23 protein-coding genes are annotated in these 26,360 nt (G+C 61.0%); 14 read left to right on the top strand and 9 right to left on the bottom strand.

Features of this window, described 5'->3' with window-relative positions:
• Nucleotides 1-2,286: an Orn/Lys/Arg decarboxylase N-terminal domain-containing protein gene (locus KGB03_RS04065; protein WP_223526406.1), complete on the top strand. Its 2,286-nt coding sequence runs from the start codon at nt 1-3 to the stop codon at nt 2,284-2,286.
• Between the two features lie 91 nt (nt 2,287-2,377).
• On the opposite strand, the gene betA is transcribed toward KGB03_RS04065, so the two are convergent.
• The 4 genes from betA to speB form a co-directional block, all read right to left on the bottom strand.
• Nucleotides 2,378-4,066 (bottom strand): choline dehydrogenase, encoded by a 1,689-nt coding sequence (gene betA / locus KGB03_RS04060; RefSeq protein WP_223526405.1) that lies wholly within the window; start codon nt 4,064-4,066, stop codon nt 2,378-2,380.
• 2 nt (nt 4,067-4,068) lie between these two features.
• Nucleotides 4,069-5,637, bottom strand: coding sequence for a purine-cytosine permease family protein (locus KGB03_RS04055; RefSeq protein WP_192409727.1), 1,569 nt, complete (start codon nt 5,635-5,637; stop codon nt 4,069-4,071).
• 175 nt (nt 5,638-5,812) lie between these two features.
• On the bottom strand, nt 5,813-7,321 hold the full coding sequence (locus KGB03_RS04050; protein WP_008146745.1) for an aldehyde dehydrogenase family protein: 1,509 nt from the start codon (nt 7,319-7,321) through the stop codon (nt 5,813-5,815).
• 27 nt (nt 7,322-7,348) lie between these two features.
• Complete coding sequence (gene speB / locus KGB03_RS04045; protein WP_192409751.1) at nt 7,349-8,353, bottom strand: agmatinase; 1,005 nt, start codon at nt 8,351-8,353, stop codon at nt 7,349-7,351.
• Nucleotides 8,354-8,505: 152 nt separating this feature from the next.
• On the opposite strand from speB, the gene KGB03_RS04040 reads away from it, so the two are divergent.
• The 6 genes from KGB03_RS04040 (at nt 8,506) to lipA (ending at nt 17,120) form a co-directional block, all read left to right on the top strand.
• A complete protein-coding gene (locus tag KGB03_RS04040; RefSeq protein WP_218538515.1) occupies nt 8,506-9,420 on the top strand; it encodes a LysR family transcriptional regulator in 915 nt (304 codons plus the stop codon).
• A 57-nt stretch (nt 9,421-9,477) separates the two neighbouring features.
• Nucleotides 9,478-10,986, top strand: a complete 1,509-nt coding sequence (locus KGB03_RS04035) for a sigma-54-dependent transcriptional regulator (RefSeq protein ID WP_223526404.1) — start codon at nt 9,478-9,480, stop codon at nt 10,984-10,986.
• A 433-nt stretch (nt 10,987-11,419) separates the two neighbouring features.
• The gene (gcvH, locus tag KGB03_RS04030; protein ID WP_218539170.1) at nt 11,420-11,797 is read left to right on the top strand and encodes a glycine cleavage system protein GcvH; all 378 of its coding nucleotides are present in this window, start codon (nt 11,420-11,422) and stop codon (nt 11,795-11,797) included.
• A 10-nt stretch (nt 11,798-11,807) separates the two neighbouring features.
• On the top strand, nt 11,808-14,663 hold the full coding sequence (gcvP, locus tag KGB03_RS04025; RefSeq protein ID WP_223526403.1) for an aminomethyl-transferring glycine dehydrogenase: 2,856 nt from the start codon (nt 11,808-11,810) through the stop codon (nt 14,661-14,663).
• Nucleotides 14,664-14,709: 46 nt separating this feature from the next.
• The gene (glyA, locus tag KGB03_RS04020) at nt 14,710-15,966 is read left to right on the top strand and encodes a serine hydroxymethyltransferase (RefSeq protein WP_223526402.1); all 1,257 of its coding nucleotides are present in this window, start codon (nt 14,710-14,712) and stop codon (nt 15,964-15,966) included.
• Nucleotides 15,967-16,136: 170 nt separating this feature from the next.
• On the top strand, nt 16,137-17,120 hold the full coding sequence (gene lipA, locus KGB03_RS04015; RefSeq protein ID WP_223526401.1) for a lipoyl synthase: 984 nt from the start codon (nt 16,137-16,139) through the stop codon (nt 17,118-17,120).
• Here the strand turns inward: lipA and KGB03_RS04010 are convergent.
• On the bottom strand, nt 17,108-17,989 hold the full coding sequence (locus KGB03_RS04010) for a LysR family transcriptional regulator (RefSeq protein ID WP_192410763.1): 882 nt from the start codon (nt 17,987-17,989) through the stop codon (nt 17,108-17,110). The two genes, lipA and KGB03_RS04010, sit on opposite strands and share 13 nt — an antisense overlap.
• Nucleotides 17,990-18,091: 102 nt before the next feature.
• On the opposite strand from KGB03_RS04010, the gene KGB03_RS04005 reads away from it, so the two are divergent.
• The 3 genes from KGB03_RS04005 to KGB03_RS03995 all read left to right on the top strand — a co-directional run bounded on the left by KGB03_RS04005 (nt 18,092) and on the right by KGB03_RS03995 (nt 20,658).
• Nucleotides 18,092-19,162, top strand: a complete 1,071-nt coding sequence (locus KGB03_RS04005) for an alkene reductase (protein ID WP_218536255.1) — start codon at nt 18,092-18,094, stop codon at nt 19,160-19,162.
• A 10-nt stretch (nt 19,163-19,172) separates the two neighbouring features.
• Entirely contained in the window at nt 19,173-20,009 is an 837-nt protein-coding gene (locus KGB03_RS04000) for a pirin family protein (protein WP_192410745.1), read from the top strand.
• Nucleotides 20,010-20,073: 64 nt separating this feature from the next.
• Entirely contained in the window at nt 20,074-20,658 is a 585-nt protein-coding gene (locus KGB03_RS03995; RefSeq protein ID WP_192410744.1) for an isochorismatase family protein, read from the top strand.
• A gap of 116 nt (nt 20,659-20,774) precedes the next feature.
• On the opposite strand, the gene KGB03_RS03990 is transcribed toward KGB03_RS03995, so the two are convergent.
• Nucleotides 20,775-21,284, bottom strand: a complete 510-nt coding sequence (locus KGB03_RS03990; protein ID WP_223526400.1) for a winged helix-turn-helix transcriptional regulator — start codon at nt 21,282-21,284, stop codon at nt 20,775-20,777.
• 100 nt (nt 21,285-21,384) lie between these two features.
• On the opposite strand from KGB03_RS03990, the gene KGB03_RS03985 reads away from it, so the two are divergent.
• Together KGB03_RS03985 and KGB03_RS03980 are read left to right on the top strand one after the other, a co-directional pair.
• The gene (locus KGB03_RS03985; RefSeq protein ID WP_192410742.1) at nt 21,385-22,014 is read left to right on the top strand and encodes an isochorismatase family cysteine hydrolase; all 630 of its coding nucleotides are present in this window, start codon (nt 21,385-21,387) and stop codon (nt 22,012-22,014) included.
• A gap of 5 nt (nt 22,015-22,019) precedes the next feature.
• Nucleotides 22,020-23,585, top strand: a complete 1,566-nt coding sequence (locus tag KGB03_RS03980) for an aldehyde dehydrogenase (NADP(+)) (protein WP_223526399.1) — start codon at nt 22,020-22,022, stop codon at nt 23,583-23,585.
• Nucleotides 23,586-23,666: 81 nt separating this feature from the next.
• Here the strand turns inward: KGB03_RS03980 and KGB03_RS03975 are convergent, their stop codons facing one another.
• From KGB03_RS03975 to KGB03_RS03965, 3 genes are all read right to left on the bottom strand, one after another.
• Nucleotides 23,667-24,047 (bottom strand): RidA family protein, encoded by a 381-nt coding sequence (locus tag KGB03_RS03975; RefSeq protein WP_192410740.1) that lies wholly within the window; start codon nt 24,045-24,047, stop codon nt 23,667-23,669.
• 141 nt (nt 24,048-24,188) lie between these two features.
• Nucleotides 24,189-24,647: a metallophosphoesterase family protein gene (locus KGB03_RS03970; protein WP_218536249.1), complete on the bottom strand. Its 459-nt coding sequence runs from the start codon at nt 24,645-24,647 to the stop codon at nt 24,189-24,191.
• Between the two features lie 33 nt (nt 24,648-24,680).
• Nucleotides 24,681-25,073 (bottom strand): GFA family protein, encoded by a 393-nt coding sequence (locus KGB03_RS03965; RefSeq protein ID WP_223526398.1) that lies wholly within the window; start codon nt 25,071-25,073, stop codon nt 24,681-24,683.
• 124 nt (nt 25,074-25,197) lie between these two features.
• Here KGB03_RS03965 and KGB03_RS03960 point away from each other — a divergent pair, with 124 nt between their 5' ends.
• Both KGB03_RS03960 and KGB03_RS03955 read left to right on the top strand, forming a co-directional pair.
• A complete protein-coding gene (locus tag KGB03_RS03960; RefSeq protein WP_223526397.1) occupies nt 25,198-25,599 on the top strand; it encodes a hypothetical protein in 402 nt (133 codons plus the stop codon).
• A 217-nt stretch (nt 25,600-25,816) separates the two neighbouring features.
• The gene (locus KGB03_RS03955) at nt 25,817-26,098 is read left to right on the top strand and encodes a DUF3303 domain-containing protein (RefSeq protein WP_111448738.1); all 282 of its coding nucleotides are present in this window, start codon (nt 25,817-25,819) and stop codon (nt 26,096-26,098) included.
• Nucleotides 26,099-26,360: the final 262 nt, after the last annotated feature.

Here is a 26,360-nt window from a genome sequence, read left to right as displayed (position 1 = left end):
ATGACGGAACATAGACAAACGCTCGGGATGCTCACGCTGTTGGTCAGCAGCCCGCCGGACAAACGCACCGTCTTTGGTCGCGCCCTGGATCAGTTGATCAACGATGTGGAAGAACGCGCCGTCCGGGTGCTGGCGTCGGAAACCCTGAGCGACGCCACGTCGATCCTGCGCTCGGACCCGGCCATTCAATGCGTGCTGCTCAGTTGGGAAATGGACAAAAGCGAAGGCCATGAGGAATGCATCAAACTGCTCGCCAGCCTGCGTGAGCGCAACACCCGGGTGCCGGTTTTCCTGATTAGCGACCGCAGCACCGCGTCGACCATTCCGCTGGTGGTCATGCAACACGCCGATGACTTCATCTGGCTGCCCGAGGACACCAGCCGCTTCCTCAGCGGGCGCATCCTGGCGGCCATCGAACGTTATCGACAAGCCGCGCTGCCCCCCATGTTCGGGGCGCTGGTGAAGTTTGCCCGCACTTATGAGTACTCGTGGCACACCCCTGGACATGCCGGCGGCACAGCGTTTTTGAAGAGTACCGCGGGGCGCGCCTTCTACGAGTTTTTCGGCGAGAACCTGCTGCGTTCCGACCTGTCGATTTCGGTCGGTGAACTCGGTTCGCTGCTCGATCACAGCGGCCCCATCGGCCAGGGCGAGCGCTACGCCGCCAAGGTGTTCGGCGCCCATCGCACCTATTACGTCACCAACGGCTCGTCAATGTCCAACCGCGTCATCCTGATGGCCAGCGTCACGCGCAATCAAATTGCCCTGTGTGACCGCAATTGCCACAAGTCTGCCGAGCACGCGATGACCCTGTCCGGTGCCATCCCGACCTATCTGGTGCCGACCCGCAATCGCTACGGCATCATCGGCCCGATCCTCCCGCAAACCCTGAGCGCCAGCGGCGTGAAAGACGCCATCGCCAGTAACCCGCTGGTCAAGCAAGGCATCGACCCGACACCCGTCCACGCGATCATCACCAACTCCACCTACGACGGCCTGACCTACAACGTCACCCGCGTCGAAGAGTTGCTGGGGCAAAGCGTCGATCGTCTGCATTTCGATGAAGCCTGGTACGGATATGCGCGTTTCAATCCGCTGTACCGCGAGCGCCACGCCATGCACGGCAGCCCGGACGATCACGATGACTCGAAGCCGACCGTTTTCGCCACTCAGTCGACCCACAAGTTGCTGGCCGCTCTCTCCCAGGCCTCGATGATTCACGTGCGCAACGGCCGCAACCCGATCGATCACGGGCGCTTCAACGAGTCGTACATGATGCACGCCTCGACTTCGCCGAACTACGCGATCATGGCTTCCTGCGACGTCAGCTCGGCAATGATGGAAGCGCCCAGCGGGCAAATCCTCACCACCGAATCGATCGAAGAAGCCATCAGTTTCCGCCAGGTCGTCTCGCGCATGCACAACGAGATGTTGAGCAAGGAGGACTGGTTCTTTACCTGCTGGCAGCCGCCGACCGTGCAAGTTGGCGCGACCGCCGTGCCGTTCCATGAAGTCGACCCGGTACTTTTGAAAACCGAGCCGAACTGCTGGGTCCTGCATCCCAACGCGGTATGGCACGGCTTCGGTGACATCGAAGAAGGCTACTGCATGCTCGACCCGATCAAGGTCTCGGTGCTCAGCCCCGGCATGGGCGACGACGGCAACCTGCTCGACTCGGGAATCCCGGCTTGTGTGCTCACGGCGTACCTGGGACGTCAGGGCATCGTGGTCGAGAAAACCACCGACTTCACCATTCTGTTCCTGTTCTCTATCGGTATCACCAAAGGCAAATGGGGCACCTTGCTCAATGCCCTGCTCGACTTCAAACGCGACTATGACGACAACGTCGAACTGGAACTGTGCCTGCCGGATCTGCTGGCCGCCAACCAGACGCGTTACGCCGGCATGGGCCTCAAGGACCTGGCCGACGAAATCTTCGCGGCCATGAAGAAACACAAAACCACCGCCAACATGGCCCAGGCGTTCGGCACACTGCCCAAAGCCGAATTCAGCCCGGTGGAGGCCTACGAAAAACTGGTCAGAAACGACATCGAACGGGTGACACTCGAAGAAGCCGCCGGACGCGTCGTGGCGACCGGGATCGTGCCGTATCCGCCGGGCATTCCATTGCTGATGCCGGGTGAAAACGCCGGGCCTGCGGACGGGCCGTTGCTGGCCTATCTCAAAGCGCTGGAAGCCTTCGACAAATCCTTCCCGGGTTTTACCCATGACACCCATGGGATCGAAAGCGAGGGCGGAGTTTATAGCTTGCTGGTGTTGAAATGAGCTAGCGCCTGTACGTACTGCGAAGTAAAAAACGGGCGCCCTGAAGGCGCCCTTTTTACATGTCTTCTCCTGAGTGATTAACCCGTCGGGTTTAAACCCTCACATTGCGTCCCGGCAACGATGATCGCTGGCTGGTTTCCCAATCCTGGACCAGACCGACGGGCGCATCGGATGCCGGCAGCATGCTGCGCCCTCGAACCAGATCGGAAGCCCGCTCGGCCAGCATGATGGTCGGTGCGTTGAGGTTGCCGTTTGGCTCGGTCGGGAACACCGACGAGTCAATCACCCGCAACCCCGCGATACCCCGCACACGCAGCTCCGAATCAACCACAGCCATCTCGTCTTCACCCATACGGCACGAGCCGCAGGGATGGTAGGTGCTTTCGAGGTTTTCACGCACGAAAGCGTCGATTTCTTCGTCGGTGTTCACCTGTGGCCCGGGCGCGATTTCGCCGTCGCGGAAGCGGTCCATCGCCGGTTGGCCGATGATCTCGCGGGTCAGGCGGATGCAGCGGCGGAAGCCCTCACGGTCTTCTTCGCGTTGCAGGTAGTTGAATTGAATCTGCGGATGCTCGTAAGGGTCAGCGGAGCGCACCCGAACATAACCGCGGCTCTTGGGTTTGTTCGGCCCGGTAAGCACCATGAAACCGTGGCCCTTGATCGGTTTGTTGCCGTCATAACGCATGGCCGCGGGCAGAAAGTGGAACTGAATGTCCGGCCAGCGCAGGCCCTTGTCCGAGCGGATGAAACCACCGGCCTCAAAATGGTTGGTGGCGCCGAGCCCGTCCTTGAACAACAGCCAGCGCAGGCCGATCAACAGTTTGCTCAGCGGGTCCATTTTGCTGTTGAGCGTCACCGGTTCCTTGCAGCCGAACTGGATGTACACCTCGGCGTGATCCTGCAGGTTCTCCCCTACTCCCGGCAGGTCATGGCGCACGCCAATCCCGGCTTTGCGCAGGACCTCGGCCGGCCCGATACCGGAGCGCTGCAATAGGTGCGGCGAACCGATAGGCCCCGAGGAAATCAGCACCTCACGGTTGCAAAAGACCTGGTGCGTCTGGCCTTCGTGGTCATACATGACGCCGACGGCTCGCTTGCCTTCAAGGATGATCTGACGGGTCATTGCATGGGTGATTACGGTCAGGTTCGGACGGCCCATGGCCGGGCGCAGGTAAGCGTTGGCCGTGGAGCAGCGCACGCCGTTTTTCACCGTCATGTGCATGGCACCGAAGCCTTCCTGCATGTAGCCGTTGCAGTCCTCGGTCTTGATGTAGCCCGCTTCTGCGCCGGCTTCGACCCAGGCTCCGTACAACGGGTTTTTCATGTGATTACCGTTGGTGGTGTGCAAGGGGCCGGTGCTGCCGCGATAGCCGTCACCGCCCTCCTCGTAATGCTCGGCCCGTTTGAAGTAAGGCAGGCAATTGCGATAGCCCCAACCCTCTGCACCCAGCGACTCCCACTCGTCAAAGTCATAGGCGTGGCCACGGATGTACACCAGGCCATTGATCGACGACGAGCCACCCAGCACCTTGCCCCTTGGACAGTGAATGCGACGTCCGTTAAGAAAAGGCTCCGGCTCGGTCTCGTAGCGCCAGTTGTACTTCTTGGTGTTCATCGGGATCGAAAATGCGCTCGGCATCTGGATCACCACACTGCGATCGCTGCCGCCGAATTCCAGCACCAGGACCGAGGTGGCCGGGTCTTCGCTGAGGCGGTTGGCCAACACACAACCTGCCGAGCCGGCACCGATGATGATGTAGTCGTATTTTTGCGTAGCCATGATTATCTCCGGACCGCCGATTCGTTGAAAACGTGCAACGAAGGCAGGGTCAACTTGTCGCCGGTGGTGTATTGCGGGAATGTTTTTTCGATGTGCTGGATGACGGCTTCTTCGCGCTTGAGGTCGATCGAGCGGCTGAACCAGTAGTAGACCAGCCCCGACACGATCAGCCCGACGAGCCAGGCGATATCGATGCTGCCGAGCGCTTTGGCGAGCGGGCCGACATAGACCTCACGCTGTTCAACACCGTCGTAGATGTAGAAGAACGGGATCATCGAAATGAAGCCGATGGCATACGCCGCGATGCCGCGCAGGCCCCAGCTGCCGTAGATGTTGTCGTGGGGCATGAAGAAGTGCGGGATGGCGTAGCGACCCTTGCGGACGAAGAAGTAGTCGGTCAGGTTGACCGAGGTCCAGGGCACCAGGAAGTACAGCATCACCACCAGGTAGATGCCCAACACCGACAGGCCTTTGCCCGAACTCTGAATGCTCAGGGCCACGCCCAGTTGCAGCAGGATCACGAAACCGATCGCCAGGATGCGCGCCTTGCGGGTCGGCTCGATGTGCTTGATGGAGTCGACACAGGTCAGCGTGGTCAACTTCGCGCTGTAGATGTTCATGGCGATGACCGGCAGGAACGCCAGGATCGTGACAACCACCACCACAGTTCCCATCAGCGGCGACACGGTGTTGCCGACTTGCCCAAGGGCCACCAGCACGTCCGTGGAATGCAGGTGATCGGCCAGCCAGCCACCCACGGAAATCATCCATGCTCCGGACAACGAGGCACCCAGGAACACCACCGCGATCAGTTTGCCGCTGGAGGTGTTCTTCGGCAGGTAACGCGAATAGTCAGACACATACGGGGCGTAAGCGATGTTGTAACTCGCCGCTGCTGCGAACTGGGCGATGAAACCCGTCCAGTTGAAGCCCAATGGCGCTGGGGTCACTTCACCGGCTGCGAGTACCGGCACCGCAGCATCGGGAACCCAGCCCATCAGCACCGCCAACGTCACCAGACCGTAAAGCGGAAGCGACAGGTACAACGCCCATTTGAAACTGCGGTGCATCCAGTCATGCCCGAGGATCGCCAAGACGGCCGCCGGTATCGTCACCGCCACCGCGATTACCGCAGGGTTGAAGCCGAATAGCGTGTGCAGCCCCTGCATCATCAACACCAGGTTGACGATGTTGAAACCGGCGAACACGAACAGCGTCGCCAGCAGCACCAGGATCACCCCGCGATAGCCGAACTGCGCACGGGACTGGATCATTTGCGGCAGGCCAAGGTGTGGACCTTGCGAGCCGTGAAAGGCCATGAACAGCGTGCCGAACATGATGCCCAGCGTGCCGGCCAGTGTGGTCCAGAGCGCGGTCAGGCCGACGCTCGGGCCAACGAAGCCGATGGTCATGGTGAAGAAGGTGAAATTGCCGAGGAACCAGAACGGGCCCTGGCTCGACAGTTTGTCGGTGCGCTCGTTTTCCGGGATGAAGTCAATCGAATGGCTTTCGACGACGGATTTGTCGTCCAGGACCGATACGCTCAGGGCTGACTTGGCGTTAGTGTTCATGATGGTCTCTTATTGTTGGAAGATCATGACGAGGTAACTGCATTCTTTGGGTAACGACGTCCCTGTGGGAGCGGGCTTGCTCGCGAAAGCGGAGTATCAGCCGACATCAATGTTGGATGTGTCGACATCTTCGCGAGCAAGCCCGCTCCCACAGGGGATTTGAGTCAGCCTTGACTCAGGGAAGCGTGATCCAGACCGCCTTGGTCTCCAGCAGATAATCGAGCTGCTCCGCGCCCAGGTCCTTGCCGAATCCGGACTGCTTGTAGCCACCGAACGGCATCGACGGGTCGAGGGTGCCGTGGGCGTTGACGTAGACCGAACCCGCTTTTAACCGTGGGATCAGGCTGTGCACCTTTCCAAGGTCATTGGAATACAGTGCGGCCGCCAGGCCGTAGGGCGAGTCATTGGCCAGGGCCAAGGCCTCTTCTTCATCGTCGAACGGTGCAGTAACCAGCACCGGACCAAAGATCTCTTCCTGGACGATGCGCATGTCGTTGCGGCAATGGGCAAAAATGGTCGGTTCGACGAAGAAACCCGGGCCTTCGACAGGCTGGCCGCCATAGACCAGTTCGGCGCCTTCTTGCTTGCCGGTTTCGATGTAGTCGGTCACTCGCTCCTTCTGCAATGCCGAGACCAACGGGCTGATGAAGCAGTCTGGATCCAGGCCCGGTGCGATTTTCAGCGTGCGGGTGTAGGCGATCAGTTCGCGCAGGAATTCGTCGTAGACGCTGCGATGAATATAGGCCCGCGTGCCGGCATCGCACACCTGGCCGGAGTTGAAAAACACGCCGTTGGCAATCGCCTGGGCGGCGGCCGGCACGTCGGCATCGGCCAATACGATTACCGGTGATTTTCCTCCGAGTTCGAGGGTTAGTCGCTTCATTTCGTCCAGCGCGGCGCGACCGACGGTACGGCCGACCGGGGTCGAGCCGGTGAAGGTGAGCTTGTCGATACCGGGGTGCGTGGCCATGGCCGCACCGACCACGCTGCCGCGTCCGGTCACGATGTTGATCACCCCGTCCGGGATGCCGGCTTCCTGCACCAGTTCGGCAAAGCGCAAGGCCGACAGCGACGTCAGTTCGGCGGGTTTGACCACCACGGTGCAACCGGTTGCCAGGGCGGCACCGAGCTTCCAGGCCATGGTTTGCAACGGGAAGTTCCAGGGCACGATGGCGCCGACCACACCTACCGCTTCCTTGCGGGTATAAGCCAGGTAATTGCCCGGCAGCGACGGTTCAACGGTTCGGCCATGCAGCTTGGTCGCCCAACCGGCGAAATAACGCAGCGTATCGACCGTGCCCTGGATGTCGACATCCCGCGCGAAGGCGACTGACTTGCCCATGTCGATCGATTCGATTTCCGCCAGTTCGGCGGCGTTGCTTTCAATCAGGTCCGCCAGGCGTTGCATCAGCCGTTCGCGTTCTGCCGGTTTGGCCTGACGCCAGGCGCCACCGTCAAACTGTGCGCGGGCGGCTTGCACCGCACGGTCCAGATCCTCGGTAGTGCCCATCGGAATACGCGTGATCAAGCCCTCGGTCGACGGTTCGATAACGTCGGATGTCTGCCCGTCGCTGGCCTCGACAAAGGCGCCACCGATGAACATCTTCTGAACCTTGCTGAGGAAGGTCTGGGTGGCCTCGGATACACCAAATTTTTGCAAATACTGCTTAACGATCGTGTCCATTTTCATTCCCTCTGTGCGGCGCTCAGATCACGCCGTGGCCGTGGTGGTTGCGCTCATGGCGTGCCGTGCTTGAGCCCGCTCGTGGAAGATGAAACCGATGCTGTTGAGCAGCAGTTGCGCCGCCAGAATCGAGGTCATGCCGGAAGGGTCATAAACCGGTGCAACCTCGACCAGGTCCATGCCAACGATGTTGCCTTGGCTGCGTTTGGCCAGGGCCTGGATGATTTCCAGCACTTCGTAATAGAGGAAGCCGCCGTGACTTGGGGTGCCGGTGCCAGGGGCGATGGACGGGTCGAAACCGTCGATGTCGATGGTGATGTAGTAGTTGATGTTTTGCGGGATCAACGCCAGCACACCTTCGACGCCGAGGCGGCGCACATCACGGACCGAAAGGATCTTCGAGCCGGCCGCGTGGGCTGCTTCGTAGTCGTCGCGATTGGACGACGACACGTTGCGGATGCCCATCTGGGTCATGCCGACGATGTGGTTCATTTCGGACGCGCGGCGCAGCGGGTTGCCATGGCCGTAGCGAACACCATGACGCTCATCAACGAAGTCCAGGTGCGCGTCGAAGTGGATGATGTGGATCGGGCCACGGCCCTCGAACGCCTTTATCACCGGCGCGTGAACCGAGTGATCGCCACCGAGTACAACCGGCATGACACCGGCATCCAGAATCTTGCGTACGGCGTACTCGGTGTTCTCGTTACTGGTGACCATGTCGGTGTGCACGATGTCGGCATCACCCACATCGACCATGCGCACGTCGGAGGCGGTCAGGTACATGACGTCATCTTCGTGGTCGTAGGCGCCGGCATGGCCGAAGGAAAACAGGGTCGATGCCTCACGAATGCCACGTGGTCCGAAGCGTGCGCCGGAACGCCACTGGGTGCCCATGTCGTTGGGCACGCCGAGGACCGCCACGTCCGCATCCAATGCATCCCAGTCGGTGCACACCGGGGATTTGCCAAAGGTGCAGTGACCCACGAATGGCAGGTTCAGGCGACCGGATTCATAACCGTTGTTCGACATTTCAGGCATCTCCAATTCTTGTTATCAGCTAGCGGACGTGGAAGGCGACCGCCGTTGGAAATGACTATGGGCGCAGGTTTTCGTGGAAAAAATGCTAAACATCAGATACTCATATCGGCATTACCGATGCATCCACACGCGGGAGGTTCAAGGTGATCCAGCTGCACGATGTCGATCTGAAACTGCTCAGGGTGTTTGCCACGATTGTCAGGTGCGGCGGTTTCTCTGCCGCGCAGGCGGCGTTGAATGCCGGCCAGTCAACCATCAGCGAACAGATGACTCATCTGGAAACCCGGCTCGGGGTCAAACTCTGTCAACGCGGGCGTAGCGGCTTTCGCCTGACCGAGCAAGGTGTGGCGATCCACGAAGCCACTCAGCGTCTGCTCTCGGCGGTGGAAAATTTCTGCATGGACGCCGACGTGCTCAAGCAGCACATCAGCGGCAAGCTCAATCTGGGGATCATCGACACCACCATTACCGATCCCGATTCTCCACTGCCGCGCACCACCCAGCGCTTCGTATCCAGAGGGCACGACGTGCACCTGAACGTGTACGTCGGCACCCCGGCGGAACTGGAAGAACGCGTGCTCGACGGTCGCCTGCACTTGGCCATCGGGCACTTCCCGATCTACGTTCCGGGGCTGTTGCACTCGCCGCTGTATCAGGAAGCACTGGGGTTGTATTGCGGACGGCGGCATCCGCTGTATGGCAGCAAGGCCGAGGGCGACGAACTGCTTGAAGAGATTGCCGCAAGCCGGATTGTCGTCAGGGGCTACATGCAGCAATACGACCTGGAACACTTGGGCGTGAGCAAAGCCGCTGCGACCGTCGACAACATCGAAGCGCTGGCGATTCTGCTGATTTCCGGCGCCTATCTGGGCTTTCTGCCGATGCACTTCGCCGCCCAGTGGGTCAAGACCGGCGAGATGCACCAACTGGCGCCGACGAGCCTGCAACTGATGTCGCCGTTCGACGTGATCACCCGACGTGGCACCGCGCCGCCACCGATCCTTCAGGCGTTCCTTGAGGATCTGGCCGCCTGTTCGCGTACCACCCGCACCACCTGACAGACACCGCTGGTGCCGGTCATACTCATTCTGTTCGCAACCCTTGCAGGCCACCCTATGCGCATTCACGTCACCTTCATCGACCGCGTCGGCATCACCCAGGAAGTGCTGGCCCTGCTCGGTGGGCGCCGTTTCAATCTGGATGCCGTCGAGATGGTGCCGCCCAACGTTTACATCGATGCCCCGACCCTCGGCGCCGATGTGCTGGAAGAGTTGCGCGAGGCTTTTCTTGGGGTGCGGGGCGTGCAAGCGGTGACGATGGTCGACATCCTCCCGGGGCAGCGCCGACGCTTGCAACTCGATGCCTTGCTGGCGGCCAGCACCGACCCGGTGTTGGCGGTGGACGAGCGCGGTCATGTGCTGCTGGCCAATCCGGCGTTGATTTCACTGTGCGGTCGAGAACCGGCCGGTGAGCCGCTGACGGCGCTATTCGATGATCCTTCGCTGCAACGCACATTGATCGAAAACGGTTTTCGTCTGCCCATGCACGAGGTCAGTCTCGGTGGCCAGACGCTGCTGCTGGACGCGATGCCAATCACCGATGCCGGCGCCCTGCTGACCCTGTATCAACCGAACCGCATCGGTGAACGCCTGTCGGCGCTGCATCATGACCATGCCGAAGGTTTCGACGCGCTGCTCGGCGAGTCCCCGGCGATTCGGACCCTCAAGGCCCGCGCCCAGCGTGTTGCAACGCTCGACGCACCGCTGCTGATTCAGGGCGAAACCGGCACCGGCAAAGAATTGGTGGCGCGTGCCTGCCACGCGATCAGCGCCCGGCATGACTCGCCCTTCCTGGCCCTGAACTGCGCGGCACTGCCGGAGAGCCTCGCCGAAAGCGAGTTGTTCGGCTATGCCGCGGGCGCCTTCACTGGCGCCCAGCGTGGCGGCAAACTCGGCCTGCTGGAACTGGCCGACCAGGGCACGGTGTTCCTCGACGAAGTCGGTGAAATGTCGCCCTACCTGCAAGCCAAGTTGCTGCGCTTTTTAAGCGATGGCTGCTTCCGTCGGGTGGGTGGCGATCGTGAGGTCAGGGTCAATGTGCGGGTCCTCAGCGCGACCCACCGCGACCTGGAGAAAATGGTCAGCGAAGGCAGTTTTCGCGAGGACCTGTTCTACCGCCTCAATGTGCTCAATCTGCAAGTGCCGCCGTTGCGCGAGCGCGGCCACGACATCCTGTTGATGGCCAATCACTTCATGCAGCAGGCGTGCGCACAGATCCAGCGTCCGGTCTGTCGCCTGGCCCCCGGGGCCTATCCGGCGCTGCTCGGTAACCGCTGGCCGGGCAATGTGCGGCAACTGCAAAACGTGATCTTCCGCGCCGCAGCCATTTGTGAAAATCCGCTGGTGGACATCGATGACCTCGACATCGCCCGAACGGCGGTGGAGCGGCAAAACGACGGTGAGGTCGGCAGCCTGGAAGAGGCCGTCGAAGGCTTTGAAAAGCACCTGCTGGAACAGCTCTACCGCAGTTATCCCTCCAGCCGTTTACTGGCGGCACGCCTGCAAACTTCGCACAGTGCGATCGCTATCCGGCTGCGTAAATACGGCATTCCGAACAAGTCGTGAAGCCTCTACCGGAACACAATCCCATCACCAACACTTAACCCTTGTGGGAGCGGGCTTGCTCGCGAAGGCGTCGGGTCAGCAACATTGCTGGCGCCTGACACACCGCTTTCGCGAGCAAGCCCGCTCCCACAATGGTCATGTGTCGTTGCAGACTGTGTGTAAATCGATACAGCGTATCGAATTAAAGACAAAACCCTCTCGACCCGTCTGGCCCGTACTTCGCACCCTCCGCTACAAGTGCCTGTATTGATTTCAATACGAACGCGCCATACCTACGCACCTAAAACCAAGTCAATCAATTGATTTATATAGATAAATCAAACCTGGCACCGCCCTTGCTATCAACCCTCAAGCCACGCTCGTTGCCCGACACGAGCCTGTCCATCGCCATCCGCCACCAGTAGCGGATGAGTCTGAACAATGAGGAGTTGATATGAACGAATTGCGTTTTACCGTCGATCACGAATGGCTGCGTCTTGAAAGCGATGGCCTGATCACTGTGGGGATCACCGCTTATGCTCAGCAAGCGCTGGGTGACGTGGTCTTCGTTCAGGTGCCTGAACTTCGCACCTTCGGCGCTGGCGATGAGGTGGCGGTGCTGGAGTCGGTGAAAGCGGCCAGCAGCGTGTACATGCCGCTGGATGGCGAAGTGGTCGAGGTGAATTCGACGCTGGAAAGCTCTCCCGAATTGATCAACGAAGACGCACTGGGTGAAGGCTGGTTCTTTCGTATGCGCCCCAGCGACCCCACCGCGATGGACAGTCTGCTCGACCAGGCCGCTTACGGGCGCCTGACCAACGACGACGCTTGAGGATTTGCGTATGACCACCCTCCTCGACACCCGCAACGAATTCATCGCCCGCCACATCGGCCCGCGTACCGGCGACGAGCAAGCCATGCTCAACAGCCTCGGCTTCGACTCGCTGGAAGCCCTGAGCGCCAGCGTCATCCCCGACAGCATCAAGGGCACCAGCGTCCTCGGCCTCGAAGACGGCCTCAGCGAAGCCGACGCCCTGGCCTTGATCAAGTCCATTGCCGGCAAAAATCAGCTGTTCAAGACCTTCATCGGCCAGGGCTACTACGGCACCCACACGCCGTCGCCGATCCTGCGCAACCTGCTGGAAAACCCGGCCTGGTACACCGCGTACACGCCGTATCAACCGGAAATTTCCCAGGGCCGTCTCGAAGCGCTGCTGAACTTCCAGACCCTGATCAGCGACCTCACCGGCCTGCCGATCGCCAACGCGTCCTTGCTCGACGAAGCCACCGCCGCCGCCGAAGCGATGACCTTCTGCAAACGCCTGAGCAAGAACAAGGGCAGCCACGCGTTCTTCGCCTCCGTGCATTGCCACCCGCAAACCCTCGACGTGCTGCGCACCCGCGCCGAGCCATTGGGCATCGACGTGGTCGTGGGCGACGAGCGTGAACTGACGGACGTGACGCCGTTTTTCGGCGCCCTGCTGCAATACCCGGCAAGCAACGGTGACGTGTTCGATTACCGCGAACTGACCGAACGCTTCCACGCCGCCAACGCCTTGGTCGCGGTCGCCGCCGACCTGCTGGCCCTGACCGTGCTGACTCCGCCGGGCGAGTTCGGCGCCGACGTGGCCATCGGCAGTGCGCAACGCTTCGGCGTGCCGCTGGGCTTCGGTGGCCCGCACGCGGCGTACTTCTCCACCAAGGATGCGTTCAAGCGCGACATGCCGGGCCGTCTGGTCGGTGTTTCCGTCGACCGTTTCGGCAAGCCGGCCCTGCGCCTGGCGATGCAGACCCGCGAGCAACACATCCGTCGCGAGAAGGCCACCAGCAACATCTGCACCGCGCAAGTGCTGCTGGCCAACATCGCCAGCATGTACGCCGTGTACCACGGCCCGAAAGGCCTGACCCAGATTGCCAACCGCGTACATCACCTGACCGCGATTCTGGCTAAAGGCTTGAGCGCATTGGGCCTGAACGTCGAGCAGGAAAACTTCTTCGACACCCTGACGATCAAGACCGGCGCGCAAACTGCCGCGTTGCACGAGAAGGCGCGTGCCCAGCAGATCAACCTGCGCGTGGTCGATGGCGAGCGTCTGGGCCTGTCCCTCGACGAAACCACGTCGCCAGCTGACGTGGAAACCCTGTGGGCCTTGCTGGCCGACGGCAAGACCCTGCCGGACTTCGCCGCCCTCGCCGCCTCGGTACAAAGCACCCTCCCGGCCGCGCTGCTGCGCCAGTCGCCAATCCTCAGCCACCCGGTGTTCAACCGCTACCACTCGGAAACCGAGCTGATGCGCTACCTGCGCAAGCTCGCCGACAAGGACCTGGCGCTGGACCGCACCATGATCCCGCTGGGCTCCTGCACCATGAAACTCAACGCTGCCAGCGAAATGATCCCGGTGACCTGGGCCGAGTTCGGTGCCCTGCACCCGTTCGCTCCGGCCGAACAAAGCGCCGGCTACCAGCAACTGACCGACGAGCTGGAAGCGATGCTCTGCGCCGCCACCGGTTACGACGCGATCTCGCTGCAACCGAACGCCGGTTCCCAAGGTGAATACGCCGGCCTGCTGGCGATCCGCGCCTATCACCAGAGCCGTGGCGAAGACCGTCGCGACATCTGCCTGATCCCGTCCTCGGCCCACGGCACCAACCCGGCCACCGCCAACATGGCCGGCATGCGTGTGGTGGTCACCGCCTGCGATGCCCGCGGCAACGTCGACATCGAAGACCTGCGGGCCAAGGCCATCGAGCACCGCGAACACCTCGCCGCGCTGATGATCACCTACCCGTCGACCCACGGCGTGTTCGAAGAAGGCATCCGCGAAATCTGCGGCATCATTCACGACCACGGCGGCCAGGTGTACATCGACGGCGCCAACATGAACGCGATGGTCGGCCTCTGCGCCCCAGGCAAGTTCGGCGGCGACGTGTCGCACCTGAACCTGCACAAAACCTTCTGCATCCCCCACGGCGGTGGCGGCCCGGGCGTCGGTCCGATTGGCGTCAAGTCGCACCTGACGCCGTTCCTGCCGGGCCACGCGCAGATGGAGCGCAAGCAAGGCGCGGTCTGCGCCGCACCGTTCGGCAGCGCGAGCATTTTGCCGATCACCTGGATGTACATTCGGATGATGGGTGGCGCCGGTCTCAAGCGCGCCTCGCAACTGGCGATCCTCAATGCCAACTACATTTCCCGTCGCCTCGAAGAGCACTACCCGGTGCTGTACACCGGCAGCAACGGCCTGGTGGCCCACGAATGCATCCTCGACCTGCGTCCGTTGAAAGACAGCAGCGGCATCAGCGTCGATGATGTCGCCAAGCGCCTGATCGACTTCGGCTTCCACGCCCCGACCATGTCGTTCCCGGTGGCCGGCACGCTGATGATCGAGCCGACCGAAAGCGAATCCAAAGAAGAACTGGACCGCTTCTGCGACGCCATGATCCGCATCCGCGAAGAAATCCGCGCAGTGGAAAACGGCACCCTGGACAAGGACGACAACCCGCTGAAAAACGCCCCGCACACCGCGGCGGAAATCGTCGGCGAGTGGACGCATCCGTATAGCCGTGAGCAAGCGGTTTACCCACTCGAAACCTTGATCGACGCCAAATATTGGCCGCCCGTAGGTCGGGTCGACAACGTGTTCGGCGATCGCAACCTGATCTGCGCCTGCCCGTCGATTGCGGACTACCAAGACGCCTGATAGTCAGCCCCCATTCAAACATCCAAGAACAACAGAGGACTCCACCATGTTCAGCAAGCACGACCAGATCAAAGGCTACGACGACGAACTGCTGGTAGCGATGAACGCTGAAGACGCACGCCAAGAGCACCACATCGAGCTGATCGCTTCGGAAAACTACACCAGCCAACGGGTGATGGAAGCGCAAGGCAGCGGCCTGACCAACAAGTACGCCGAAGGCTATCCGGGCAAGCGCTATTACGGCGGCTGCGAACACGTCGATGTGGTCGAACAATTGGCCATCGACCGCGCCAAACAGCTGTTCGGCGCCGATTACGCCAACGTCCAGCCGCACTCCGGCAGCCAAGCCAACGCAGCGGTCTATCTGGCGTTGCTGCAAGCTGGCGATACCGTGCTGGGCATGAGCCTGGCCCACGGCGGTCACTTGACCCACGGCGCCAAAGTCAGTTTCTCCGGCAAGTTGTATAACGCCGTTCAGTACGGCATCGACACCGCGACCGGGCTGATCGATTACGACGAAGTCGAACGCCTGGCCGTCGAGCACCAGCCGAAAATGATCATCGCCGGCTTCTCCGCTTACTCGAAGACCCTGGACTTCCCCCGCTTCCGGGCGATTGCCGACAAGGTCGGCGCTTATCTGTTTGTCGATATGGCCCACGTTGCCGGGCTGGTAGCGACCGGTCTGTACCCGAACCCGATTCCCTTTGCCGATGTCGTCACCACCACAACCCACAAGACCCTGCGCGGCCCGCGTGGCGGCCTGATCCTGGCCAAGGCCAATCCGGAACTGGAGAAAAAACTCAACGCTGCGGTGTTTCCCGGCGGTCAGGGTGGCCCGTTGATGCACGTGATCGCGGCCAAGGCTGTGTGCTTCAAAGAAGCGCTGGAGCCAGCCTTCAAGACCTATCAGGCGCAAGTGATCCGCAACGCCCAGGCGATGGCAAAAGTCTTTATTGATCGAGGCTACGACGTGGTGTCGGGCGGTACCGACAACCATCTGTTCCTGGTCAGCCTGATTCGTCAGGGCCTGACCGGCAAAGACGCCGACGCCGCCCTCGGTCGTGCCGGTATCACCGTGAACAAGAACGCCGTACCGAACGATCCGCAATCGCCGTTCGTGACCTCGGGCCTGCGCATAGGCACGCCGGCGATCACCAGCCGTGGTTTCAAGGAAACCCAGAGCATCGAGCTGGCGGGCTGGATCTGCGACATCCTCGATCACCTCGGCGATGCCGATGTCGAGGCCCACGTCGCCAGCCAGGCTGCCGCGATGTGCAGTGATTTCCCGGTCTACCGCGACTGATTGCTCGACACTATCCCTGTGGGAGTGAGCCTGCTCCGGGCGGCGTTCCGACGATTGGGGAGTGACAGTCGACATCAATGTTGAATGTTTAACCGCTATCGCGAGCAGGCTCGCTCCCACAGGTTCCGATGCGATCTCGCCTCCCCCACTCGAACAGAAGAACACTACACATGAGCGTACTTGTGGAATCGACCGGCAAAGTGCCGGTAAAAATGGAAGTCGGGGTCAAACTGCGCGGTGCGGAAAAGGTCGCGCGGATTCCGGTGAAGATCATCCCGACCGATGAGTTCCCACGCAAACCCGACTGGATTCGCGTGCGCATACCTATCTCCCCCGAGGTCGACCGGATCAAACAGCTGCTGCGCAAACACAAGCTGCACAGCGTCTGTGAAGAAGCTTCCTGCCCGAACCTCGGCGAGTGTTTTTCCGGAGGCACGGCGACTTTCATGATCATGGGTGACATCTGCACCCGCCGTTGCCCTTTCTGCGACGTCGGCCACGGCCGGCCGAAACCGCTGGATGCCGACGAGCCGATGAACCTCGCCGTGGCCATCGCCGACCTGCGCCTCAAGTACGTGGTGATCACCTCGGTGGACCGCGACGACTTGCGCGACGGCGGCGCCCAGCATTTCGTCGATTGCCTGCGCGAAATCCGTAAGCTGTCGCCGGGCGTGCAACTGGAAACCCTGGTGCCGGATTACCGTGGCCGCATGGACGTCGCCCTGGCGATTACCGCCACTGAACCACCCGATGTGTTCAACCATAATCTGGAGACCGTCCCGCGCCTGTACAAAGCCGCGCGGCCGGGTTCGGATTTCGAGTGGTCACTGGATTTGCTGCAGAAATTCAAGCTAATGGTCCCGCATGTACCGACCAAATCCGGCCTGATGCTGGGCCTTGGCGAGACCGACGAGGAAGTCATCGAAGTCATGCAGCGCATGCGTGAGCACGATGTCGACATGCTCACCCTCGGCCAATACCTGCAACCGTCGCGCAGCCACTTGCCGGTCCAGCGTTTCGTGCACCCGGACGTGTTCGCCTGGTTCGCCGAGGAAGGTACGCGGATGGGCTTCAAGAACGTTGCCTCCGGTCCGCTGGTGCGCTCGTCCTACCATGCTGACCAACAAGTTCAGGGGCAACGTCAGGCATTTTGAAGTTGCTCACGCAGGAATTCGATGAAGCGCTGGGTTTTCGCCGGCAGCAACCGCGTCTCGGTGAGGGCATACACCGAGATCGGCGAAGCGTGCCACTGCGGCAAGACCTGGCGTAGTGTGCCATTGGCAACGTCTTGTGCAGCGATGCCTTCCCCCAGTAATGCGATACCCAGATCCAGCGTCGCCAGGCGTCGAATCATGCCCACGCTGTTGAGTTCGAATCGCCCGCCCACCTCAACCTCTACGTCCTCATCACCGCTGGAGAGTATCCAGCGGTCAGCCCGCGTTCCACGCAGTCGCAGGCATTCGTGGTTCGTCAGATCCGTGGGATGAACAGGGTCACCGGCCAGTTCGAGATAACGGGGTGAGGCGTAAAGACCGCGGCGCAAACTGGCGAGCTTGCGGGCGATCAGGTTCGAATTGGCCGGCTCGCCCATGCGAATGACCACATCGACCGGCTCACTCACCAGATCGACCTGACGCGGGGTCAGATCAAAGTCGAAGCTGATGCCGGGATAAAGCCGCGCAAACTGCGCAATCAGCGGCGCCAGGTAAATATTGGCGAAATCCACCGGTAGCGAAGCCCGCAATACACCGGTGGGCCGAGCAAGCATTTCGCCCAACTGCTCGTGCGCGAGCCGGGCCTCCTCGACGATCCGTTTGCAGCGATCAAAGTAAATCTGCCCCGCCTCGGTCAGCTCGATCTTGCGGGTTGTGCGATGCAGAAGCCTTAGGCCGATTTCTTTCTCGAGGCCACTGATCCGGCGCGACAGTGTTGAGTTCGGCATGCCCAAGGCTTCGGCCGCCCGGCGGAAACTGCGCGCCTTCACAACCTCGACGAACAGCGCCATGTCGTTGAGAAACTCCAAGGTCATTGCTCCATCAGTGGAATAGTCATTTCAATTTTACCCGGTTTATCCCGGATTCGGATTGATCAATGATAGCCACATCGATTACTGAGGAGCACCGCAATGAATTCTCTTTTTTCCCAAGTCCAGATCAGTCGCTACACCCTGTCCAACCGCATGGTCATGGCCCCGATGACACGTTCGCGTTCCGATGAGGCCGGCGTGCCCAGCGAACTGGTTGCGACTTACTACGCACAGCGTGCCAGCGCCGGCCTGATCATCAGTGAAGGTGTGTTCCCCGTTGCGATGGGCAAGGGCTATGTCCGCACCCCAGGTATTGAAACCGCCGAGCAGGTCGCCGCCTGGAAGCACGTCACCGAGGCGGTGCATGCTCGCGGCGGACGGATCTTCATGCAGTTGATGCACTGCGGACGCATTTCCCATCCTTCGCTGCTGCCCAATGGCGCCCAGCCACAGGCGCCCTCCGCGATCAAACCCGCCGGCCAAACCTGGACCGCCACGGGCCTTCAGGACTTTGTCACGCCACAGGCGCTGAGCGTGGTTGAAATTGCCGCGGTTATCGAGGGCTACCGCCAAGCGGCGCGTCTGGCCATCGAAGCCGGTTTCGACGGTGTCGAGGTGCACGCCGCATCGGGGTATCTGCCTGAACAGTTTCTCTCTACGGGCAGCAATCAGCGCACCGATGAGTACGGTGGATCGGTTGAAAACCGTGTTCGTTTTGTACTGGACGTGCTGTCCGCCATCTCGACGGAAATCGGTGGTGATCGAGTGGGTCTCAAGCTCTCGCCTGAGATGAACTTCAACGACATTCTCGATGCCAACCCACAAGAAACCTACACCTGGCTGGTCGAACAGCTGCACGGGCTGAATCTCGCCTATCTGCACGTGGCCCTGTTCGGCGCCAGCGTCGACTACCACGCGTTGCTGCGCCCACTGTTCGATGGCCGCTACCTGATCGGTGGCGGACTCGATCAGCGCTCCGCCGAAACCCTGATAGCCGAGGGCCGGGCCGATGCTGCCGTGTTTGGCAGCGCCTTCCTCGCCAACCCCGACCTGCCTGAACGCTTTCGTACAGGCGCCGAGCTTAATGCTCCGGACAAGGACACGTTCTACGCTCCGGGCGCGCAAGGGTATATCGATTATCCGGCCATGAGCCCGGCACAGAGCGCCTGAGGAGATTGCCATGACGACCGTCGCACGTTTGCAGCGCATGAATCACGGCAGTCAGTTCCGGGCCTTCAGTCTGCGTGGAAATCAGTTCGCCAAGCCTATCGACCCCTTCCTCGCGGTCGATCATGCCTGGATCAGCGGGCCGACGTTTCCACCGCACCCGCATGCCGGTTTCTCGGCCGTGTCCTATCTGTTTCTTGATTCCGAAACCGGGATTGATAACCGCGACGCGCTGGGCAACCGCAACCTGATTCAACCCGGTGGGCTGCATTGGACGGCGGCGGGTAAAGGGGTGGTGCACGAGGAGGTGCCGGCCGAGCCGGGCAAGACCGTGCACATGCTGCAAATCTTCATCAACTTGCCGCAGGAGCGCCAAGCGGACGCTCCGTTTGCACTCAGCCTCGAAGCCCAGGATGTGCCCGTGGTGCGGTTGCCAGGGGTCAAGGTGCGCGTACCACTGGGCCGTTTCGCCCAGATGTCGTCGCCCTTGTCGGTACCCACCGAAGTGACCGTGCTGGACATCTCGCTCGAGGACGGCGCTGAAGTCAGCGTCCCGATCCCCGAAGGTCACGTGGCGTTCGTGATGCCGATTGACGGCGAAGTGTGGGTCGACGGCCTCCCCTTCAACCTCATCGAACTCTCGCTGCCGGTGAATCTCCCGCTGCGTGACGATCGCGCAGTCAGGTTGAGCGCCCCCCAGGGCAACGCCAAAGCAGTGCTGTTTTCTGGCGTCCCGTTGAATCAACCCGTGTATTGGCAAGGACCGCTGGCGCTTGCCTCTCAGCCCGCGCTGGCCGAAGCCATTGATGGCTACCAGCGCGGGGCGTTCGGAACGCTGCAACCTCGTTGAATGATCGAAACAGTCCCATACCCTGGGGCGTCAGTGCCCCGACTTTACTGCCAGGAGAATCATCATGACGTACGAAAAATTCAGTGCCGACAATGCCGCCCTGCTGTTGATTGATCACCAGGTGGGGACGATGGGGTGGGTGAAATCCATTCCGTTCGAAGAGCTCAAACGCAACGCGTTGATGCTGGCCAAGGCGGCGAGCATTCTGAAACTTCCGGTGGTCCTGACCTCCAGCATGGAGGAGCACGCTCAGGGGCCTCTGCTGAGCGAACTGGAACAGATCCTGCCCGCCGAGTTCGCTTCCCGCATCCAACGTCTGGGGATCGTCAACGCCATGGACGATGAACACTTCGCCGCGGCCGTCAAAGCGACGGGCCGCAAAAAGCTCATCATTGCCGGTGTCACCAACGACGTCTGCACGGTCTACCCGGCGCTGAGTCTGGTGCGTGACGGGTATGACGTTCAGGTGGTGGCCGATGGAGGTGGCTCACCGACCGTCATGGCCGATGACATCGCCCTGCGCCGGATGGATAAGGGCGGCGTGACGCTGACCACCACCAACCAGCTGATTGCAGAACTCGCCGGCAGCTGGGCGACACCGCGAGGGAGTCAGTTGGTGCAAGTGCTGATGACGGCGCTTCAAGGCTAGTGACTGTGTGTGCGATTGGCAGAATGGCGCTGGGCTGTTCTGCCGCTCTTCGATTGGCGCAACACCGCTCGCAGTCAACCTGATCAAGGCGTTGAGCGTTGGTGAACCGCGCGTCCTTACGACTGGATTCGATTCCCCTTGAAAGCCTCACGCCGTGCGTTGCGTTCTTCGATGTAGGCGGCGCTCGGCTCGCTGATCAGCTCTTCACGGCGCAAAAGTTCGCCGCAATGTTCGCAAAGCGGCCCTAGCCCGGCGGGTTGGCCACAGGTTTTGTGGGTATAAACGACCGCCAACTCCTCCTCCGGCGACTTGCACCAGGTTTCACCCCAGGCTCGTAGCGCAAGGACGACCGAATAGAAGGCCTGCCCTTTCGGGGTGAGGTGATATTCGTAGCGTGGCGGCCGCTCGTTGTAAGGACGGCGTGCGACGAGTCCGTCAGCCTCCATACTCTTCAGGCGTGCGGCGATCATTTGCGGAGTTCCTCCGGTCTGCGCCTGGATCTCGTCGAATCGATGGCTCCCCATGAACAACTCACGCAGGACCAGTACGGTCCAGCGGTCCCCCACGACCGCCTCAGCCCGCGCAATCGGGCACAGGGTTTGCGCAGCACTTGTGTTTACCGACATAAGGACTTGCCTCTTTTGCAGTTGCTATGATTATCATATCTAAAGCGTGCCTGGGCAAGCCCTCGGCGCGAGTCATCCAAAATCCCTGGAGAAAACCGCCATGCCCAAAGCCATTTATCCCCTTAACAGAACCGCGTACCTGCTGGTCGATCCTTACAATGATTTCCTGTCGGAAGGCGGAAAGGTCTACCCCTTGATCGAGCCGATTGCCGAGCAAGTCGGCCTGCTCGACAATCTGCGCGCCCTCGACCGCGTCGTGCGTGCACTGGATATTCCGGTGGTCATCGTACCGCACCGCCGTTGGGAGCAAGGCGACTACGAAGGCTGGGATCATCCAAGCCCTACCCAGTGCAAGGTCATGCACATGCATCACTTCGCACGCGGAGAATGGGGCGGCGAATGGCACCCCGATTTCGCGCCAAAGGATGGCGACATCGTCGTTCAGGAACATTGGGGCTCGAGCGGCTTTGCCAATACCGACCTTGATTTTCGCCTCAAGCAGAAAGGCATCACGCACGTGATCATCGTTGGCCTGCTGGCGAATACCTGCATCGAGGCAACCGCGCGCTACGCCGTGGAACTCGGTTACCACGTCACACTGGTGCGTGATGCGACCGCTGCCTTCAAACCGGAAATGATGCATGCCGCGCATGAACTCAACGGTCCCACGTTCGCCCACGCCATTGTGGCGACGGACGAGCTGATCGCGTCCCTGGCGCAGCAGGGGTAACACACATGAAATTGACTGGACACCTCATTATCGGCGCAAACGAAGTCCCGGCCACTGAAGGGACGATGAAGGCGCTCAACCCCGCAACCAACCAGTTGATCGAGCCGGATTTCGCATTCGGTGGCGTGGCGGAAGTCGACCAGGCGGCGACGCTCGCCGACGAAGCATTCGACCATTACAGCCATACCTCGCTTACCCGGCGCGCGGCGTTCCTGGAAAGCATTGCCGACAATCTCGACGCTGTCCGTCATGAGCTTGCCGCACGGGCCGCGCTCGAAACGGGCCTGCCTGAGGCTCAGCTTGAGGGCGAAGCGGCAAAAGCCGCCACCCAGTTTCGCCAATTCGCGGAGGTCGTACGCAAAGGACGCTTCCTCCAGTTGGCCATCGATCCGGCACAGCCACATCGTCAACCCCGCCCACGCATGGATCATCGACTTCAGAAAATGGCGATCGGCCCGGTGGCTATTTTCGGTGCGAGCAATTTTCCCATTTCGTATTCGGTCGCAGGAGGCGACACCGCTTCGGCGCTGGCAGCCGGTGCGACCGTCATCGTGAAGGCGCATAACGCCCATCCAGGCGCATCAGAAATTCAGGCGCGTGCCATCCGCAAGGCGGTGCAAGAGAATGGACTGCCCGAGGGGGTTTTCTCGATGGTACGTGGCAGCGGCAACACGATTGGCGAAGCCTTGGTCGATCATCCGTTGATCAAGGCCGTGACGTTCACCGGCTCGGAGCATGGCGGCATGGCGCTGTACCGGCGTGCGCAGCAACGCCCCGACCCCATTCCCGTGTTCACCGAGATGACCAGCGTCAACCCCACGTTCATCCTACCCCATGCGCTGGCCGCACGTGGAGCGCAAATCGGTGATGGCTTTATCGAGCGCATGCTGGTCAATGTGGGGCAAGCCTGCCTCAGACCTGCCCTCCTCTTCGCCATCAAAGGGGCTGGCTATGAAGCGTTGCGCGCCGCCATGGTCAAGCGCGTCACCGAAGCATCGGCGCGCACCATGCTGACGCCGGGGATTCATGCGTCCTACTCGAGCGGCCTCGCGGCAATGGAGAGCGTTGGTGCAAATCGTGTCGCCGAAGGCTCGCCAGCCAACGCTGATTTTGATGGCCAGTCGGTGTTGCATGAGGTCGACGGCCAACGTTTCCTGACCAAAACGGTACTTTCGCAAGAAGTATTCGGTCCTTCAGCACTGCTGGTGAACGTCGAGGATGAGGATGAACTGCTCGCCGTCGCTCGCTCGCTCAAGGGCCAGCTCAGCGCCGCCATGCATCTCGATGAGCGCGACATGCCACTGGCTCATCGCATGCTGCCGGTCCTGGAGCGGCGCACCGGGCGAATCGTGGTCAACGCCTTCGCGCATCCTCAGGAGGTGTCTTTCGCCACCATCCACGGTGGACCGTTTCCGGCCACGTCGGACAGCCGCTTCACCTCGGTGGGTATGACGTCGATTGAACGCTTTTTGCGCCCGGTGTCCTACCAGGGTTTTCCTGATGCGCTATTGCCTGAGTCATTGCGCGAGTTTGATCCCTTGGGGCTGCCTCGCCTCGTCGACGGTCAATAAAAGCCATCCTTGAAGCAGTCTTTGCCAACCCGCCCGGTGGCGCCCGCTCGTTGAGCGGGACCGCCGGATAAGTTCGCGGACTCAGCCCTTGGCCGCCATCGCGGTGACTTCCACGCGCATGCCTTCAACCGCCAGGGAGGCCACGCCAACGGCGGCCCGAACTGGCCAGGGCTTGGCGAAGAATCGCTGGTAGACCTCGTTGAAGGCGGCGCGGTCGGCCATGTCGGTAAGGTAGATGGTCAGATGCAGAACCCGGTCCATGGAACTGCCGGCGTGCTCCAGCGCTACCTTGAGCGCCTGCAGCGTGCATTCGCTTTGCAGGGCGATGTCACCCAATTCCAGACTGCCATCGGCGCGGGTGGGGATCTGAGTGGAGACCAGCAAGCCGCCGAAACCGGCGACATCGGAGGAGATGGATTGCGGATCGGGGTCGGGGAGAAAGGTGATGTCGTGGTTTGCCATGGGTGTCTCTTGTTAGAGGGGGTAAAGGGGCTGTCGAGTATATAGCGGCTGGAAAACCCAGTGTGGAGCGCCCCGTTTGATAGCGATGTCTTCAGGCTTGAGACACCAATGCTTGTGTAGCCAAAACACGCCAGGGAAAGCTCATTCCAGTAACGAGACCAGGCGCGGCTTAATTGAGGTCGCAAACACCTCAAGCAGAGCCAGCGTCACCGGCAGCTTGAAGCGCCGGCGTCCCGCGCTGCCGGGATTGAGGTGTAGCCGTTCGCCGCGCCATTCTATGCGGGGCTTGTGCGAATGGCCGGTGATCACCAGCTTGATGCCGGCATCAAGTACGGCTGGGAGATCGGCTATGTCATGTACCAGCAAGGTCTGCCATCCGTTCAGGTCGAAACATAGGCTGTCGGCGAGATTTTCCGCCCAGGGGGCGTCCAGGTCATTGTTCCCGCGGACCACGTGCAGCGGGGCTATTGACGCCAGTTGATCGAGAATTTCGGGATTGCCGATGTCGCCCGCATGAATAATCCGTTCACAACCCTGCAGTGCAGCAAGGGCTTCGGCGCGGAGCAAGCCATGGGTATCGGAAATCACGCCCACTTTCATGCAACGCTCCAGACCCGGTTCATGCATCGGCACCTATTCCTCAAAGCGACCCGTGGCATCACGATCGCGCTCGTATCGTCTCGTGAGCGGAAACGGCGGCAACCAGGACTCGCGACGCACGACCCAGCTTTCGTAGGTTGGCATCAGTTGGTCTGGGGCATCCAGGGATCCCAGGTTCACTTCGATTTCGTCGTCGGTGCGGGCAAAAACGGACGAGCCGCAGCGGGGACAGAAAAACCGCCCGGCGTAGTCGCGTGTTTCACCTTCGATCGTCACCGCACTTTGAGGGAATATCGCAGAAGCATGAAAAAGCGCCCCATGATGCTTGCGGCAGTCGAGACAGTGACAAAGGCCGACCCGATACGGGAGTCCCGACGCCTCAATCCGGACGTTGCCGCACAGGCAACCCCCCGTAAATCGCTGCATGCTGCGTCTCCTCTGAAATCAAGCGGTCGGAACGTGATGAAGCCTATACCCAGCGTGCCCCGTTCGCCAGAAGGGCAAAAACCCTATGGGCAAACCGGATTGCAGCACTCTATGATTGAACCCCATGACCACCACGCCTGCGATCCGCCAACCCTGCCCGCCCGGCGCCTGCGACTGCGGGCGTGACCCGCTGCTGGAAACACCGGGGGCGGACGTGCGCATCCTGTTTCTGACCCGTTCGGAGGAAAAGCGCCTGATCGAACGCTTGGAAAACCTCCAGAGCCTGAGTGATCTGGAACGTCTGCAACAGCGGATGTTTGAGCAGTTGGGCATCCGCGTCGACATTGCCCCCGGTTTCAACGAAGTACGCACCATGCGCGGTATCGGTATCAACCTTGGCGAACAACCGGGGCTGTGCCGCAAAACCCGTCAGTCGATCCCGGCCGCGATTCGTCGCGCACTGGAGAAGCGCCCGGAGATTGCCTACGCGCTGCTCAACGCCAACGACCTGTTGCGCGATGCGTGAACATCGTCCTCGAAGCACCTGAAAAATTCGTTGCCTTGCAACGAAACAGGATCAGCGGTCATACGCAGAGTCTTGGCCGCTGCTATGCCTTCTCATGGGAGCAGTGGTTTCAAGCCAGTCAGGGATGAAGCTGGACACTCAAGCGTGACCGTGGTCCCGGCACCCGCCAGGTGTGCGCGAAGAGCAACAGGTGCCAATCCGTAACAGGAGGTGGCCGATGTTATTCATAGTCAGTTGGTCTATCAGTTCGGCAAATCGTAACAGCGCGATCGAGCGTTTCCTCAAGACCGGGGGGGCTCCACCCGCTGGTGTCAAAATGCTGGGACGCTGGCACGCCATCGGTGGTGCGTCCGGTTTTGGTGTGGCAGAGGCCGGTGATCCGGCAGCCATTCAGAAGTGGGTGCTGGAATGGAGCGACCTCATGACCATGGAAGTCCAGGCGGCACTGACCGATGAACAGATAGCGCCGCTGCTGGCGGCCGCTGTCGGCAAGCAATAGTCGTTGAGGCGGCGAGCCAGGCTCGCCGCCTCATACCCTCCCGCGATTCGAACAACACATTCCCTATGATCGATCCAGGCACGGATTGAGGACTTCGCCTGGTTGAAATGTCAGCGATCATCTGAATCCACGACCCCGCTGTATAGCCCATGAAACAGAGGCCTGCGGCCGAAAAACCAATTACTGGAAATATCACAATTCTTACCTACGCTCTTCGCGGGGGATCCAACATTTCCTGGGCGGTCGGGGGCTCGTCTCAGAG

Origin of the sequence: Pseudomonas sp. BF-B-26 (assembly GCF_019956495.1) — a bacterium.
Lineage (GTDB): Bacteria > Pseudomonadota > Gammaproteobacteria > Pseudomonadales > Pseudomonadaceae > Aquipseudomonas.
This window is presented reverse-complemented; position numbering and strand designations above follow the sequence as displayed.

Coding starts and splice junctions, on each gene's coding strand:
- KGB03_RS03955 (WP_111448738.1), top strand. CDS start 25,817: ATGTTATTCATAGTCAGTTGGTCTATCAGTTCGGCAAATCGTAACAGC.
- KGB03_RS04000 (WP_192410745.1), top strand. CDS start 19,173: ATGACGACCGTCGCACGTTTGCAGCGCATGAATCACGGCAGTCAGTTC.
- KGB03_RS03975 (WP_192410740.1), bottom strand. CDS start 24,047: ATGGCAAACCACGACATCACCTTTCTCCCCGACCCCGATCCGCAATCC.
- KGB03_RS03995 (WP_192410744.1), top strand. CDS start 20,074: ATGACGTACGAAAAATTCAGTGCCGACAATGCCGCCCTGCTGTTGATT.
- KGB03_RS03980 (WP_223526399.1), top strand. CDS start 22,020: ATGAAATTGACTGGACACCTCATTATCGGCGCAAACGAAGTCCCGGCC.
- betA (WP_223526405.1), bottom strand. CDS start 4,066: ATGGCTACGCAAAAATACGACTACATCATCATCGGTGCCGGCTCGGCA.
- KGB03_RS03965 (WP_223526398.1), bottom strand. CDS start 25,073: ATGCAGCGATTTACGGGGGGTTGCCTGTGCGGCAACGTCCGGATTGAG.
- KGB03_RS03990 (WP_223526400.1), bottom strand. CDS start 21,284: ATGTCGGTAAACACAAGTGCTGCGCAAACCCTGTGCCCGATTGCGCGG.
- speB (WP_192409751.1), bottom strand. CDS start 8,353: ATGTCGAACAACGGTTATGAATCCGGTCGCCTGAACCTGCCATTCGTG.
- KGB03_RS04065 (WP_223526406.1), top strand. CDS start 1: ATGACGGAACATAGACAAACGCTCGGGATGCTCACGCTGTTGGTCAGC.
- KGB03_RS04050 (WP_008146745.1), bottom strand. CDS start 7,321: ATGGACACGATCGTTAAGCAGTATTTGCAAAAATTTGGTGTATCCGAG.
- KGB03_RS03970 (WP_218536249.1), bottom strand. CDS start 24,647: ATGAAAGTGGGCGTGATTTCCGATACCCATGGCTTGCTCCGCGCCGAA.
- KGB03_RS04005 (WP_218536255.1), top strand. CDS start 18,092: ATGAATTCTCTTTTTTCCCAAGTCCAGATCAGTCGCTACACCCTGTCC.
- lipA (WP_223526401.1), top strand. CDS start 16,137: ATGAGCGTACTTGTGGAATCGACCGGCAAAGTGCCGGTAAAAATGGAA.
- glyA (WP_223526402.1), top strand. CDS start 14,710: ATGTTCAGCAAGCACGACCAGATCAAAGGCTACGACGACGAACTGCTG.
- KGB03_RS04055 (WP_192409727.1), bottom strand. CDS start 5,637: ATGAACACTAACGCCAAGTCAGCCCTGAGCGTATCGGTCCTGGACGAC.
- KGB03_RS04035 (WP_223526404.1), top strand. CDS start 9,478: ATGCGCATTCACGTCACCTTCATCGACCGCGTCGGCATCACCCAGGAA.
- KGB03_RS03960 (WP_223526397.1), top strand. CDS start 25,198: ATGACCACCACGCCTGCGATCCGCCAACCCTGCCCGCCCGGCGCCTGC.
- gcvH (WP_218539170.1), top strand. CDS start 11,420: ATGAACGAATTGCGTTTTACCGTCGATCACGAATGGCTGCGTCTTGAA.
- KGB03_RS03985 (WP_192410742.1), top strand. CDS start 21,385: ATGCCCAAAGCCATTTATCCCCTTAACAGAACCGCGTACCTGCTGGTC.
- gcvP (WP_223526403.1), top strand. CDS start 11,808: ATGACCACCCTCCTCGACACCCGCAACGAATTCATCGCCCGCCACATC.